At 62.6% G+C, this 13787-nt stretch carries 16 protein-coding genes (1 of these 16 cut by a window edge); 9 read left to right on the top strand and 7 right to left on the bottom strand.

Annotated features, from left to right (window positions below; genetic code table 11):
• Nucleotides 1-77 precede the first annotated feature (77 nt).
• The 3 genes from AC07X9_RS19725 (at nt 78) to AC07X9_RS19735 (ending at nt 2833) form a co-directional block, all read left to right on the top strand.
• Nucleotides 78-323 (top strand): ribbon-helix-helix domain-containing protein, encoded by a 246-nt coding sequence (locus AC07X9_RS19725; protein ID WP_017181917.1) that lies wholly within the window; start codon nt 78-80, stop codon nt 321-323.
• A 5-nt stretch (nt 324-328) separates the two neighbouring features.
• On the top strand, nt 329-640 hold the full coding sequence (locus tag AC07X9_RS19730; RefSeq protein ID WP_086486114.1) for a type II toxin-antitoxin system RelE/ParE family toxin: 312 nt from the start codon (nt 329-331) through the stop codon (nt 638-640).
• 222 nt (nt 641-862) lie between these two features.
• Nucleotides 863-2833 (top strand): putative bifunctional diguanylate cyclase/phosphodiesterase, encoded by a 1971-nt coding sequence (locus AC07X9_RS19735; protein ID WP_086486113.1) that lies wholly within the window; start codon nt 863-865, stop codon nt 2831-2833.
• 36 nt (nt 2834-2869) lie between these two features.
• Here the strand turns inward: AC07X9_RS19735 and AC07X9_RS19740 are convergent, their stop codons facing one another.
• The 3 genes from AC07X9_RS19740 to ligK are packed head-to-tail and all read right to left on the bottom strand — an operon-like array spanning nt 2870 to nt 5470.
• Nucleotides 2870-3751 carry an amidohydrolase family protein gene (locus tag AC07X9_RS19740; RefSeq protein ID WP_017181920.1) on the bottom strand — a complete coding sequence of 294 codons (882 nt, stop codon included), beginning with the start codon at nt 3749-3751 and terminating at the stop codon, nt 2870-2872.
• Complete coding sequence (locus AC07X9_RS19745; RefSeq protein ID WP_017181921.1) at nt 3748-4803, bottom strand: 4-oxalomesaconate tautomerase; 1056 nt, start codon at nt 4801-4803, stop codon at nt 3748-3750. The genes AC07X9_RS19740 and AC07X9_RS19745 overlap by 4 nt, the downstream gene beginning before the upstream one ends.
• Nucleotides 4796-5470: a 4-carboxy-4-hydroxy-2-oxoadipate aldolase/oxaloacetate decarboxylase gene (gene ligK, locus AC07X9_RS19750; RefSeq protein WP_026002182.1), complete on the bottom strand. Its 675-nt coding sequence runs from the start codon at nt 5468-5470 to the stop codon at nt 4796-4798. Before ligK ends, AC07X9_RS19745 begins: the two co-directional genes overlap by 8 nt.
• Nucleotides 5471-5573: 103 nt before the next feature.
• Between ligK and AC07X9_RS19755 the strand changes: the two genes are divergently transcribed.
• The 6 genes from AC07X9_RS19755 (at nt 5574) to AC07X9_RS19780 (ending at nt 11205) form a co-directional block, all read left to right on the top strand.
• Nucleotides 5574-6725 carry a LysR family transcriptional regulator gene (locus AC07X9_RS19755; RefSeq protein ID WP_017181924.1) on the top strand — a complete coding sequence of 384 codons (1152 nt, stop codon included), beginning with the start codon at nt 5574-5576 and terminating at the stop codon, nt 6723-6725.
• Nucleotides 6726-6789: 64 nt separating this feature from the next.
• Entirely contained in the window at nt 6790-7680 is an 891-nt protein-coding gene (locus tag AC07X9_RS19760) for a DUF1932 domain-containing protein (RefSeq protein WP_017181925.1), read from the top strand.
• A 120-nt stretch (nt 7681-7800) separates the two neighbouring features.
• Nucleotides 7801-8826, top strand: a complete 1026-nt coding sequence (locus AC07X9_RS19765) for an amidohydrolase family protein (protein WP_017181926.1) — start codon at nt 7801-7803, stop codon at nt 8824-8826.
• On the top strand, nt 8823-9278 hold the full coding sequence (ligA, locus tag AC07X9_RS19770) for a protocatechuate 4,5-dioxygenase subunit alpha (protein WP_017181927.1): 456 nt from the start codon (nt 8823-8825) through the stop codon (nt 9276-9278). Before AC07X9_RS19765 ends, ligA begins: the two co-directional genes overlap by 4 nt.
• Complete coding sequence (locus AC07X9_RS19775; RefSeq protein WP_017181928.1) at nt 9278-10174, top strand: class III extradiol dioxygenase subunit beta; 897 nt, start codon at nt 9278-9280, stop codon at nt 10172-10174. The genes ligA and AC07X9_RS19775 overlap by 1 nt, the downstream gene beginning before the upstream one ends.
• A 92-nt stretch (nt 10175-10266) precedes the next feature.
• Nucleotides 10267-11205, top strand: coding sequence for a Gfo/Idh/MocA family oxidoreductase (locus AC07X9_RS19780; RefSeq protein WP_017181929.1), 939 nt, complete (start codon nt 10267-10269; stop codon nt 11203-11205).
• Between the two features lie 63 nt (nt 11206-11268).
• Here AC07X9_RS19780 and AC07X9_RS19785 read toward each other — a convergent pair whose 3' ends face one another.
• The 4 genes in view from AC07X9_RS19785 to AC07X9_RS19800 are tightly spaced (at most 31 nt apart) and all read right to left on the bottom strand, a layout consistent with a single transcriptional unit that may run on beyond the window.
• Nucleotides 11269-11496: a hypothetical protein gene (locus tag AC07X9_RS19785; protein ID WP_017181930.1), complete on the bottom strand. Its 228-nt coding sequence runs from the start codon at nt 11494-11496 to the stop codon at nt 11269-11271.
• A 31-nt stretch (nt 11497-11527) separates the two neighbouring features.
• Entirely contained in the window at nt 11528-12400 is an 873-nt protein-coding gene (locus AC07X9_RS19790; RefSeq protein ID WP_017181931.1) for a helix-turn-helix domain-containing protein, read from the bottom strand.
• 11 nt (nt 12401-12411) lie between these two features.
• Nucleotides 12412-13719 (bottom strand): MFS transporter, encoded by a 1308-nt coding sequence (locus tag AC07X9_RS19795; protein WP_017181932.1) that lies wholly within the window; start codon nt 13717-13719, stop codon nt 12412-12414.
• A 16-nt stretch (nt 13720-13735) separates the two neighbouring features.
• Nucleotides 13736-13787, bottom strand: partial view of a DUF3237 domain-containing protein gene (locus AC07X9_RS19800; protein WP_017181933.1) — the final stretch only. The gene runs 509 nt beyond the window's last position; only the last 52 of its 561 coding nucleotides appear in the window; its start codon lies beyond the right edge, outside the window; its stop codon occupies nt 13736-13738.

Consider the following 13787-nt stretch of genomic DNA (forward strand, 5'->3'; position numbering starts at 1 on the left):
CCGAACCATCAAGCTGCTTGATCCGTCCTCGATATCCATTATATTGAGGACGGGAAGGGGTCGCCATGTCCAGACCGATGACACTTAATGTACGTGTAAGCGGCGCGCTGAGTGACTTTGTTGCTGCCAATGTCAGTGACACCGGAGCCTATGACAATGTCAGCGAATATGTCCGTGATCTGATCCGCCGCGACAAGGAACGGGTAGAGGCCGATCGCTTCGCCCGGCTGAAAGCCGAGCTGGCGCGCGCCTTCTCCGCGCCGGAGGCAAGTTACGAGATATTGGATGCAGACGCGGTAATCGCCCGCAATCGTCGCGCCTGACGCTGATGGCGGCATTCCGGGTACAGGACGCGGCGGGCCGCAGGCTGGACGAAATCTATGTCTATACGCGCGACACATGGGGTGAAGCGCAGGCCGATCGCTATATTCGCGCCTTGTTCGCCCAGTTCGAGGCCATTGCGACACGAGACGCGGCCTGGCGGGTGATCCCGGCAGAGTTTGGCGTGGACGGCTATTACTGCCGGTTCGAGCATCATTATATCTATTGGCGTGTGTTGAACGATGGTGCCGTGGGGATCGTCACGATCCTTCATGAGCGGATGCACCAGATGGATCGCTTCCGCGAGGATCAGCCCTGATACGGGTGACACAATAGCTGCGGCTTTGGCATATTCGCTTGGCCAGAAATCAGCGCGTCATCCAAGCGATAGTGAGGAATGAGGGCTGTCGCACCAATCCTGAAATCCCGCAGATCGTCCAGCTTAGGATGATCCTATAATTTCATCCATTATTAACGGCATGGCCCTAATGTGCGCGTTTAACATGAGCGATCTCAGCGCCGATTAGAGAGGGTGGTTCCAGTGTCAGCGCTTGCCGGTCTTTTCAAGCTGGACACCGATGACAGAGACCTGTTGCGCGCGCAGTTTCAGTCTTTTTCCAAGCAGATGCCGCTTCTCTATATCATATTGATATTCAATGCGGTCGCGATCTGGGTCGATTTCTTTCGACCCGACATGATTTTCAAGACGGCCATTACGCCGCTTTTCATATGTACCCTCGCTTTGACCAGGGCAATCTGGTGGATGCGCCAATCGCGCGGCGACAATTTCACCGACGAGCAGATAGCCGGATATATCAAACGCACCTGCACGCTGGCCGTGATCATGACGCTGGCCTTCGAATTATGGTGTATATGGATATATGATGGCGGGAGCGCCTATGCTCGTGGTCATCTGACCTTCTTTCTGGCCCTGACGCAGGTCAGCTGCGTCTTTTGCCTGATGTCGCTGCGTGCTGCGGCCATGCGTGTCGCCGTCGTAAGCACTTTGTCCTTCGTGATGTTCTTCAGTTGGGCAGACGAGGGTCGCATGCTCGTGGAGGCAGTCGTCCTGGGCTTTGTCGGTGCGGGTATGATGGTCGTTACGCATCGCTATAATCTGGATTTCTCCCAGCTTGTTCGTTCGGAACGCGACCTGCGGGGCCGTCAGGCGGAAACCGAACAGTTGAGCGAGGAAAATCGCCGGATTGCGTTGACCGATGCCCTGAGCGAACTGCCCAACCGACGTCAATTGCTGGCGCAACTGGATGTGGTGGAAGGGCGCCAAAGTCAGGTGGCCGATGGACTGGCAGTCATCTTCATCGACCTGGATGGCTTCAAGGACATCAATGATATGCATGGGCATCAGGCCGGCGACTGCCTGATCCGTAGCCTGAGCGAGCGCCTTCGCGCCCTGTGCCCGCCATTTGCCATGCTGGCGCGCGTCGGTGGCGATGAATTTGTCATTCTCATCGAGACGCCCGGCGCCCTTGGGGTCGCTGCCGAGATCGCGCAGCGGGTGAACGAAGAGGTTTCGCTACCGATCCTGGTGGACCGGCATATATTGCAGGTCGGCGCCAGCATTGGCCTGGCCGGAAACGGCGATCTGGTCAGCGCGCATGAATTGCTGCGTCGCGCCGACACCGCGATGTATCATGTCAAAATGTCCGGCAAGGGCGAGATCGCCGTCTATGATGCGGCTTTCGAACAGGGTCGGCTGCACCGGCTGGAGATTGAACAGCAAATCGGCGAAAGGCTGGCGAAAAGGCAATTCGATGTTTTCTATCAGCCGGTGGTCGATGCCAATACGCGCGCGATCGTCGCTGTCGAGGCGTTGATCCGCTGGCCACGACGCCCTGCCGGACCGATCGATACGCAACAGGTCATCGAGATTGCCGAGCTTACGGGGCAAATTCATCCCCTTGGCCTGTTCGTGCTGGATCGCGCCTGTCGCGATATTTTGTCATGGGACAACGTCAAGCTGAGCGTGAATGTATCGCCAGCGCAGTTTCGCGATCCCGGATTTGAACGGCAGATCCTCCACGTTCTGGAACAGACTAAGTTCCCGCCCCATCGGCTGCAACTGGAGATAACCGAAGGCTATCTTCTGACCCATCCGGAAAACGCCATTCGTGCGATCAAGGCGTTCAAGGCGATGGGTATTTCGATCGCGCTCGACGACTTCGGCACGGGTTTTACGAGCATACATTATCTGCGATCCTATGGGTTCAGCCATGTGAAGATCGACAAATCCCTGCTTGCTGGTCTTCCCCATGACAAAAGGGCGACCCTGCTGGTAACGGGCGCGATCAACCTGGCCCGCGGACTTGATATGCGTGTCGTCGCGGAAGGGGTCGAACATGAAGAACAGGCCGCCATTCTGTCTGCTTCTGGATGCGACGAATTGCAGGGCTATCTTTTCGGAAAACCCATGCCAGTCTCTGACATTCTGACGATGTATAATGCCAGCGCGGATCGGGACGCGCGGCAGACTCCACGCCTGCGTTCTGCCTGACCGGGATCAGGCTGTGTGCCTGACCCCGATGCGCAGTCAGGCGCGCATCTCTTCGGGCCAGTAGAGACGCATGGGATTGTCGATCAGCAGCTTGCGTTGCAGATCGGCGGTGGGCGCGATGCGCGGGATCATGTCGACCAGATGGCCGTCATCGGGAATGGCATCCTGCAGATTGGGATGCGGCCAATCGGTGCCCCACAGCACCCGGTCCTGATAGTCGGCGACCAGCGGGGCGACCGCGTCGGCAAAGCTGTTCCATGGGTCGCCGGTCGGGTCGAGCCGGTCGGGGCAGGTCGCCTTGAACCAGATGTCGTCGCGGCTGTCGAGGAAGGCGCGAAATGCCTTCATGTCCGGGCCATCGGGCCCCTGGGTCACGTCCGGGCGGCCCATATGGTCGATGACCAGTGGCACGGGGATGGCGTTCATGAAGGGGCGCAATTCTTCCAGAATATCCGCCTCGAAATAGATGACGACATGCCAGCCCGCGGGCAGTCGTCGGGCAACCTCCAGAAACTTGTCCTTGGGCGCGTCATCGACCAGGCGTTTGAGGAAATTGAAGCGGATGCCGCGTATCCCGCCTTCATGCAGGGCGGCAAGGTCCGCGTCGGAAATCGCCGGATCCACCACCGCGACGCCGCGCGCTTTGCCGTTGGATTTGGCGATAGCGTCCAGCGTCGCTGCATTGTCGGTACCGTGGCAACTGGCCTGGACGATCACATTGCGGGCAAAACCCAGATGGTCGCGCAAGGCGAACAGCATGTCCGGCCCGGCATCCTGTGGCAGATATTTCGCCTTCGCGCTGAACGGGAAGTCCGCCATCGGCCCGAACACATGGCAATGGGCATCGATCGCGCCGGGCGGCGGGGTGTAGAGCGGCCTGGACGGGCTGCCGTGCCAGCTGGTGATGCGGTCGGTCATGCGAAAATATCTCCATCCATCAGCTTGCGGGCGGTACGCAGCATGGCGGCGCTGGTGACGGCACCGCTTTCGTCCAGTTCCATGACGCAGGTGGTTTCGCCGGTCGGATGTTCGACCGACAGCGTCTTGCGATTGCCGTCCGGGATGCTGGCGACCTCGGCCGCGGGCGACCCTTCGATCAGGCAGGCGGTGGCGACGCTGACTGCGCCCAGAACGCCAATGGAGGCATGGGCGCGGTGGGGGATGAAGCTGCGCACAGTGACTGCGCCGCCATTGCGGGGCGGGGCGACGAGCATCATTTTCGGCACAGATTTTTCCCTGACGTCGCCCAGGTTCATGCGTTCGCCCACAGCCAGGCGGATCGCCTCTATCCGGGCTTTGAGCGCAGCATCCTTGTCCAGCGTATCGCGGTCTTCATAGCCGGTGACGCCAACATCGCTCGCCTTCATGACGACGCAGGGCATCCCGTTGTCGATCAGGGTGACCGGCACGCCTTCGACCGTATCGAAGGCGTTGCCGGTGGGCAGCAGCGCGCCGCAGGAGGAGCCGGCGGTGTCGCGAAATTCCAGCGGGACGGGGGCGGCGCTGCCCGGCACGCCGTCAATCCTTGCCTCGCCATCATAGCGGACGACGCCACCGGGCGTCTGGACCGTGGCGATGGCGATCTGGCCGGTATTTTCCATGAAAATGGCGACGCGGGTTTCGTCCTGCTGGGCGGGGACCAGCCCGCGTTCAATGGCAAACGGGCCAATGCCCGCCAGAATATTCCCGCAATTTTGCGCGTCGCTGACGATCGCCTGATCGACAAAGATCTGCAGGAAGAGATAGTCGATATCGACCCCTTCACGCTGCGACTTTTTGACGAGCGCGACCTTGCTGGTCAGCGGATCGGCCCCGCCCATGCCGTCGATCTGGCGCGGGTCGGGCGATCCCATAGCGCGCAGCAGGAAGGCGTCGCGGGCAGCGGTGTCGGCGGGCAGGTCGTCCGCGAGGAAATAGCCGCCCTTCGACGTGCCGCCCCGCATCCACATGACGCGGGCGCGATCAAACATATTTGAGGCCCATTTCTTCAAGCCGCGGACGCATGTTGTAAATGTCGAGGCCGAGTTCACCCGCCGCGAGGCGGACCCGCTTGGCTTCTTCGGCCGCTTCGCGCGCCTGCGCCTTTTCCAGCACCGATGCGGCATCGGCGCGGGGGACGATGCAGACGCCGTCATCGTCGGCGATCACGACGTCGCCCGCATTGACCAGAGCGTTGGCGCAGACGATCGGAACATTGACCGATCCCAGCGTAGCCTTGATCGTGCCCTGCGCATGGACAGCCTTGGACCAGACCGGGAAATTCATCTGTTTCAGGTCGCGCAGATCGCGGACGCCTGCATCGATGATGAGGCCGCGACAACCGCGCGCCTGGGCGGAGGTGGCGAGCAGGTCGCCGAAATAGCCATCGGTGCAGGGGCTGGTCGGCGCAAGGACGAGAATATCGCCTTCTTTCAATTGCTCGATCGCGACGTGGACCATCCAGTTATCGCCGGGAGGGGCGGAGATGGTGACGGCGCTGCCAGCGATGCGCGCACCGGGATAGATGGGGCGCATATGGGGGGCGAGCAGGCCAGTGCGGCCCTGGGCTTCATGGACGGTGGCGACGCCGCAGTGGGCGAGGCCGTCAATGACGGAAAGCTCCGCCCGTTCGATATTCTGGACGACGATGCCGGACATGGCGCTGATCCTTTTCCTAAAACCGACAGTGACATGGACATATGCAGCGCAATGCTCAAATCGGTTATGGCGCGGGCACATAAAATTTTGCTAATTATCAAAAATGGAGGCTGATCAGTTCAATATCCGGCATCTGGCCGCGATGGCCGCCGTGGTCGATCAGGGCAGTGTCAGCCTGGCGGCGCGGGCGGTCAACCTGACGCAGCCTGCGGTGACGCAGGGGATCGCCAAGCTGGAAGCGCAATTGGGCGTACCGCTGTTCGAGCGACGGCCGGGCGGGATGGTGCCGACCGACGTGGCGTTGCGGTTCAGGCCGCGTGTCGAGGTTGCGTTGCGGCTGATCGGCAGCAGCCGGGTGACGGCGGCGCAAATCCGGGCCTTTGTCGCGCTGGCGCGCGCTGGCAGCTATGCGGCGGCGGCGGCCATTGTAGGGGTAGCGGAGCCGTCGCTGCACCGCGCGGTCGGCGACCTGGGGTTGGCGCTGGGGGTGCGGCTGGCCGAGCGGCGGGGGCGGGGGCTGATGCTGACCCGCGCCGGCGTGGCCCTGGCACGGCGGTTGCGCCTCGCGCTGGCCGAACTGCGGCAAGGGCTGGAGGAAATCGCCGAACTTCGGGGGCAGGAAAGCGGCCGGATATTGGTAGGCGCGATGCCGCTCAGCCGAGCGCGGCTGCTGCCGCTGGCGATCACCAATTTCAGGCGCGAATCCCCGCAGGTCGATATTTCGGTCGTGGAAGGGTCGCATGCCGAACTGGTCGGGCCGCTGCGCGATGGCGAGATCGACATGATGGTCGGCGCCTTGCGCGATGCGACGATCGGACAGGATCTGGTGCAGCAGCCCCTGTTCGAGGATCGACCGACCATCTTTGCGCGTGCGGGACATAGGCTGGAGCAGGGATGGGACGGCGACGACCTGCGCCGCTTTCCGTGGATATTGCCGCCGGAAGGGACGCCGCTGCGCCAGTTGTGGCGGGCGATGTTCGCAGCGCTCGGCGGCGATTTGCCTGCGGTTCCGATCGAATGCGGATCGGTGATGACGGTGCGGCAATTGCTGGTGAGCGGCGACTATCTGACCCTGTTGTCGGTCGATCAGTTGCGGGTCGAACTGGATAGCGGAATGGTGGCGGATATTGGCCCGGCGCCCGGCGAGATCAGCCGCACCATCGGCCTGACGAGCCGGGCCGATTGGCGACCGACGCGCTTGCAGCAGCAATTCATGGCAGCGATCGAACAGGCAGCGGGAGAAGTAAATTCGTAAATTCTTATAGCCTGTCCCCGGATGTGATTGGCCGTTCGGCATACAATCCGGCATCCCCCTTTTCATGGAGCAGGAAGTCGGTCTGATCGGGTTTGGCGAAGCAGGGTCCACCTTTGCATTGGCGGGGGACTGGGCGGCCGCTGCCCATGTCTATGACATCAAAACCGAATCTGCGGCCACGCGCGAAGCGATGTTGGCTGCCTATGCGCAGGCGGGCGTGCTGCCCGCGCACTTTATCGAGGATGCGCTGGACGGCGTGAATCTGATCCTGTCGCTGGTGACGGCGGACCAGGCGCTTGTCGTGGCGGAAGCGGCGGCGGCGCTGATCGCGCCCGGCGCGATTTTCTGTGATTTGAACAGCGTAGCGCCGCAGACCAAGCAGGCAGCGGCGCAGGCGATCGAAGCGGCGGGCGCCCATTATGTCGATGTCGCGGTGATGGCCCCGGTCGATCCGGCGCGGCTGAACGTGCCATTGCTGCTGAGCGGCGACAAGGCGCCGATGGCCGAGGCCGGGCTTCAGGCCCTGGGTTTTGCCAGGACGCGCGTCGTGGGCGCCGACGTCGGACGGGCATCGTCGATCAAGATGATCCGGTCGGTCATGGTCAAGGGCATCGAAGCGCTGACCGCCGAGTGCGTGCTGGCGGCGGACGCGGCCGATGTGCTGGACGAGGTGCTGGCCTCGCTCGACGCGAGCGAGAAGGCGAGGCCGTGGGACGCGCGGGCCGATTATAATCTCGACCGGATGCTGGTGCATGGCCTGCGCCGCGCGGCCGAGATGGAGGAAGTCGTCAAGACGCTCGACGGGCTTGGCACGGGCGCGGCGATGACACGCGGGACGGTCGAGCGGCAGCGGGCGATCGGTGCTTTGCGGGCGTCGACGGTCCCGGAGGGTCTGGGGGCGAAGATTGGGATGATTTCTGCTTCGGCGTCGGTGGCGCGCGAGGCGGCGGAATAGACTTATGTGCTCCCGCCAGGGCGGGAGTCCAGTCCCGCCACCCGAACCGGGCGACCGCCTTCGCGGGAGCGCCGCGATAAGGGGAGGGGCGTTGGATAGGATAGTTGGAGACAAGCGCGGATGAGCCTGATTATCGATTGCCATGGCCATTATACGGTGTTGCCCAAAGGGCATGATGCCTGGCGCGAAGAGCAGAAGGCCGCGTTCAAGGCCGGGACGCCGTGTCCGCCCTATCCGGAGATTAGCGACGCGGAAATTCGCGAGACGATCGAGGCGAACCAGTTGCGTTTGATCAAGGAGCGCGGCGCGGACCTGACGATCTTTTCGCCGCGCGCGTCGGCCATGGCCCCGCATGTGGGCGATGAGGCGATGGCGAAGGAATGGGCGATCCGCTGCAACGACCTGATCGCGCGGGTGGTGGCGATGTTCCCCGAAACCTTCGTCGGCGTATGCATGCTGCCCCAGTCGCCCAAGGCGGACATGAGCAACAGCATTGCAGAACTGGAGCGGTGCGTCACGCAGCTGGGCTTTATCGGCTGCAACCTCAATCCCGATCCGGGCGGCGGACATTTCACCCATCCGCCGCTCACCGACAAATATTGGTATCCCTTTTACGAGAAGATGGTCGAGCTGGACGTCCCGGCGATGATCCATGTGTCGGGCAGCTGCAACCCGGCGATGCACGCGACTGGCGGCTATTATATCGCGGCGGACACGATTGCCTTCATGCAGTTGCTGGAGGGCGATCTGTTCAAGGATTTCCCGACGCTGCGCTTCATCATCCCGCATGGTGGCGGCGCGGTGCCCTATCATTGGGGGCGCTATCGCGGATTGGCCGACATGCTGAAAAAGCCCGATCTGTCGACCCATCTGATGAACAACATCTTTTTCGACACCTGCGTCTATCATCAGCCAGGCATCGACCTGCTGGCCGACGTGATCGACAACAAGAATATCCTGTTCGGGTCTGAAATGGTGGGCGCAGTGCGCGGGATCGATCCGACCACCGGCCAATATTTCGACGACACCAAACGCTATGTCGACGCGCTGGACATCAGCGATGCCGAGCGCGCCGCCATTTTCGAGGGCAATGCCCGTCGCGTCTTTCCCCGGCTTGACGCCAAATTGAAGGAGAGGGGACTATGATCACCGAAGATCCCAAGCATCAGGATATTCACGAATATCTTGCCGAGTTCGAGGATATTCCGGGCACGCGCGTCTATACGGCGGCGCGCGCCCGCAAGGGATATCATATGAACCAGTTTGCGATGAGCCTGATGAAGGATGAGAATCGCGCAAGGTTCAAGGCCGACGAGCGTGCCTATCTGGACGAATGGCCGCTGAACGAGGAACAGAAGGAAGCCCTGCTGGCGCGTGACTATAATCGCTGCCTGGACCTGGGTGGCAATGTCTATTTCCTGGCCAAGCTGTTTTCGACCGACGGAATTCCGTTCGCCGAAGCGGTCAGCACCATGACCGACATGAGCTTTCCCGAATATCGCGAAATGATGATGAACGGTGGCCGGTCGCCAGAGGGCGTGCGGTCGATCAGGGCCAACGCCGCGTCGAGCGGCGAAACCAACGAAGGAGCCAGATAATGGCGCGGATAACTGCTGGTGTGGCGTCGAGCCACGTGCCGCTGCTGGGCGTGGCGTCCGATTTCGACAAGGATCGCGACGATTATTTCGGGCCGATCTTTGCCGGCTATGACTGGACGCGGGAATGGGAGAAGGCGGAAAAGCCCGATGTCATCATCCTGGTCTATAACGACCATGCGTCCGCCTTTGACATGAAGATCATCCCGACCTTCGCCATTGGTTGCGGCGAACGCTATAAGTCGGCGGACGAGGGCTGGGGTCCGCGCCCGGTGCCCGACGTCGAGGGGCATCCTGACCTGGCCTGGCATATTGCGCAGAGCCTGGTGCTGGACGAATTCGACATGACCATCATCAACGAGATGGATGTCGACCATGGCCTGACCGTGCCGTTGTCCATGATGTTCGGCAAGCCCGACGCCTGGCCGTGCAAGGTCGTGCCGCTGGCGGTCAATGTCGTCACCTATCCGCCGCCGTCGGGCAATCGCTGCTGGGCGCTGGGCGAGGCGATCGCCAAGGCGGTCGACAGCTTCCCGGAAGATCTGAACGTGCAGATATGGGGCACGGGCGGCATGAGCCACCAGTTGCAGGGGCCGCGCGCCGGGCTGATCAACAAGGAATGGGACAATATGTTCCTGGACGGCCTGATCGGTGACAGCGACCATCTGCGCCGTATCCCGCACATCGAATATCTGCGCGAGACCGGCAGCGAAGGCATCGAGATGGTGATGTGGCTGGTGATGCGCGGCGCACTGGGAAAGAAAACCCGCGCGTTGCACCGCCACTATCATGTGCCCTGCTCCAACACCGCGATCGGCCATATGGTGTTGCGCCCCGACAATGGCGAGGGGCTGGACATGACCGGAAGCGAAACGGTGAGCGCGATCGCGGCTGAGTAAACCCCCTTCAAGATGGGTGCAGGCTCGCATCGCTCGCACCCACCCCTTCCCCCTCCCTTGAAAGGGAGGGGCTTATTATGGAGTAGTTTTCCATGCGTATTGCCCTGGCTGGTGCCGGCGCCTTTGGCGAAAAGCACTTGGATGGCCTGAAGAATATCGACGGCGTGAGCGTGACGTCGCTGGTCGGGCGCCGTCTGGACGCGACCCAGGCGATTGCCGACAAATATGGCATCGGTCATGCGACCACCGACCTTGCGGACACATTGGCCCGCGATGATGTCGACGCCGTGATCCTGTGCACGCCGACGCAAATGCATGCGGCGCAGGCCATTGCCTGCATGGATGCAGGCAAGCATGTCCAGGTCGAAATTCCGCTGGCCGACAGCTGGGCCGATGCGCAGGCGGTGCTGGCCAAGCAAAAGGAAACCGGGCTGACCTGCATGGTCGGCCATACGCGGCGGTTCAATCCCAGCCACCAATATGTCCATAACCTCATCACGGCAGGTGAGCTGAACATCCAGCAGATGGATGTGCAGACCTATTTCTTCCGCCGCAAGAATATCAATGCCAAGGGTGAGGCGCGGTCCTGGACCGACCATCTGTTGTGGCACCATGCCGCGCATACGGTCGATCTGTTTGCCTATCAGGCGGGCAAGATCGTGTCCGCCCATGCGATGCAGGGACCGATCCACCCGGAACTGGGCATCGCGATGGACATGTCGATCCAGTTGAAGAGCGAAAGCGGGGCCATCTGCACCCTGTCATTGTCGTTCAACAATGACGGGCCGCTAGGCACCTTCTTCCGCTATATCGGCGACACTGGCACCTATATCGCGCGCTACGACGATCTGGTGAACGGCAAGGAAGAGCCGATCGACGTCAGCAACGTCGCTGTGTCGATGAACGGCATCGAATTGCAGGACCGCGAATTCATCAGCGCGATCCGTGAAGGCCGCGAACCCAATTCGAGCGTTGCAAAGGTGTTCGATTGCTATCGCGTGCTGGGCGAGCTGGAGCAGCAACTGGTATAGTGGAGATCCCTTCGGGGTCGCAAGAAGGGCGCGGCGGGAAACCGACCGCGCCTTTTCCGTGTGTCAGGCCGTGACGAAAGGATGCGCCAGCCTGAGTTCGTCGAGCAGGGTTTCGAGCCGGGCGACATCGGCAAAGGGGCCGGTCGGCGTGACCGACCAGTTGCAATGGGGGTGGGTGGCGCGGCTGTAGAGGCGGATCGGGCCGATCAGCGTGCGCCAATGATGTTTGCTCTTGCCATGGTCGCGCAGCAATTTCGCCACGAGCAGGTCGGTCAGCTTGTCCACGGTCATGCGCCACGCATAGGGCCGGGGGCGGGCGGGTTCAACCGTCTCTGGCAGCGCGCCAGACACGGGGCGGCTGGCCGATATGGCGGGCGAAGAAGCGGGAGAAATAGGCGGGGTCTTCAAAGCCTGTGGCATAGGCTATCTCTGCCACCGACATTTGCGAATAAAGCAGCAGGCGGCGCGCCTCCAGCAAGGCACGATCATCGAGCATTTGGGCGGGCGATGTGCCCGCGACGCGCGCGCAGGCGTGCCGCAAGGCGGTAAGGCTGACGCCCAGCGCGCGGGCATGCTCCGATACCGGCTCGCGCTGGCGGAAGCGCCGTTCGATCCGTTCGCGCAACCGCGCGACGAGCGCTGCCTGACGCGCGGTGCCGGGCTGCGCCTGTTGGGTGAGGGCAGCGTGGCGCAGCGCCAGGACCATGAGGTGCAGCAGGGCGGATTCGACCGCAGCGCGCTGGCCGGGGCCGGACCAGCCCAGTTCCTGCGCCATCCGCGCGATCGCCGCTTCGGCAGCGTCGCCCTCCGCCTGTGGCAGCATGACCGCATGGGGATGGGCAAAGAGTGGCGCGAGATCGGCGTCGCGGGCGACAAGATGGCGCAGATAGGCCGCCGCGATGGTGGTGACATGGCCGCTGGATTCGCGATGCCAGGTGAAACCGTGGACGATTCCCGCCGGGACCAGCAACAGGCAGGGCGCCTCGAACCGGAATTCGTGGGCTTCGGCCTGCATCGCGCCACCGCCCCGCGCGATCAGGATGATATGGTGGAGATCGCGATGGACGTGCGGGCGGATCGTCCATTCGCTGGGGCGGGATCGGTCGTCCAGACTTTCGACATGGACGAACCCTTCCGCCACGCTGCGCTGCGGTTCGCCATAAAGATAGAAGCTGGGGACCGGGTCGACCGACATGCGCGGGCGCGTCAGGCGGGGCGGGGACGCAGCGGGATGAGCAGGCCTGCGCCGATCAGCGATCCAAGCGCCATGGCGAACGCAACCCAGGGCAGGCTGACATCGAGGCTGAACAGCAAGCCCGCCAATATGGGGCCCAGCGCCGCGCCGCCTCTGCCGACGCCGATGACAATGCCGGTCCCCCCGGCGCGCACGGCGGTCGGGAAGGATTGGGCAACCAGCGCGTAAAGGCCGACGACCGCGCCATTGGTGCAGAAACCGGCGGCGGCGGCAATCAGGCTGAGCCCCGGCAGCGTCGTCTGCTCCTGACCGAACAGGGTAACGAGACAGGTCGAGGCGACCATGGCGATGATGACGAGCGGCCGGATCGCGATCCGCCAGCTGAGCGCGCTCAGCAGCAAGGCGCCAAGCAGGCCGCCGACATTGGCCCATACCAGCACACCGCCCGCGGCCGAAGGCGCATAGCCCATGTCGACGACAATCTTGGGCACCCATTTCAGGATGAAATAGAAGGTCATGATATGGCAGAAATAGGCCAGCGTCAGCAGGATGGTGGTGCGCGCCAGGCCCGGTGCGAACAGCGCGGCGAAAGAGGCTTTGGGCGCGCCGGCATCAACCGGGGGCAGGGCATTGATCAGCGGCTGGCCCAGTCGGCCAAGCGCATCATTGATCCGCGACAAGGCGTTGGCGGGGCGCTTTTGCAGCAGGAAGCCGATCGATTCGGGCAGCAGGAACCAGATGAACGGCAGGAAGAGGGCCGTGGCGATGCCGCCCAGCAGGAAGATGTCGCGCCAATTGCCCGCGACCAGTAATTGGGAGGCGACCGATCCACCCAGGATCGCCCCCGCAGGATAGCCCGCCGCCATGATGGCGACAGCCAGGCTGCGCGCGCGGGCATTGGCGAGTTCGGCGACCATCGCATTGGTGCAGGCGAGCATCCCGCCAATGCCAAGGCCTGTGGCCAGGCGGATGATCGAGAGCGAAATGACGTCCCACGCCTGCGTCGCCGCGCCCATGCCGAGCGCCATGACGATGAGGCAGAAGATAATGGTCGGGCGTCGTCCGATCCGGTCGGCAACATTGCCGAGCAGGACCGATCCGACCGCCATGCCGATCAGTTCCATCGAGAGGACGAGGCCAAGCGCAGCGCGATCGACACCCCATTCCTTCGCGATGCCGGGCGACGCGAAGCTGATGGCCAGCACATCGAACCCGTCCAGCGCATTGAGCAGAACACATAATATGATCGCAATGATCTGAAGCCGCCCCATCGGCGCTTCGTCCAGTTGCCGCCGGAGGTCCGTTGCCTGTTCCGCCATCCTCAATCCTTTATTCTTAGCCAACCGCGAAAATATCGAGCCGCACATGGTCTCTATAGCGCGCCGCG

The sequence above is a fragment of the Sphingobium sp. GW456-12-10-14-TSB1 genome (assembly GCF_059424385.1).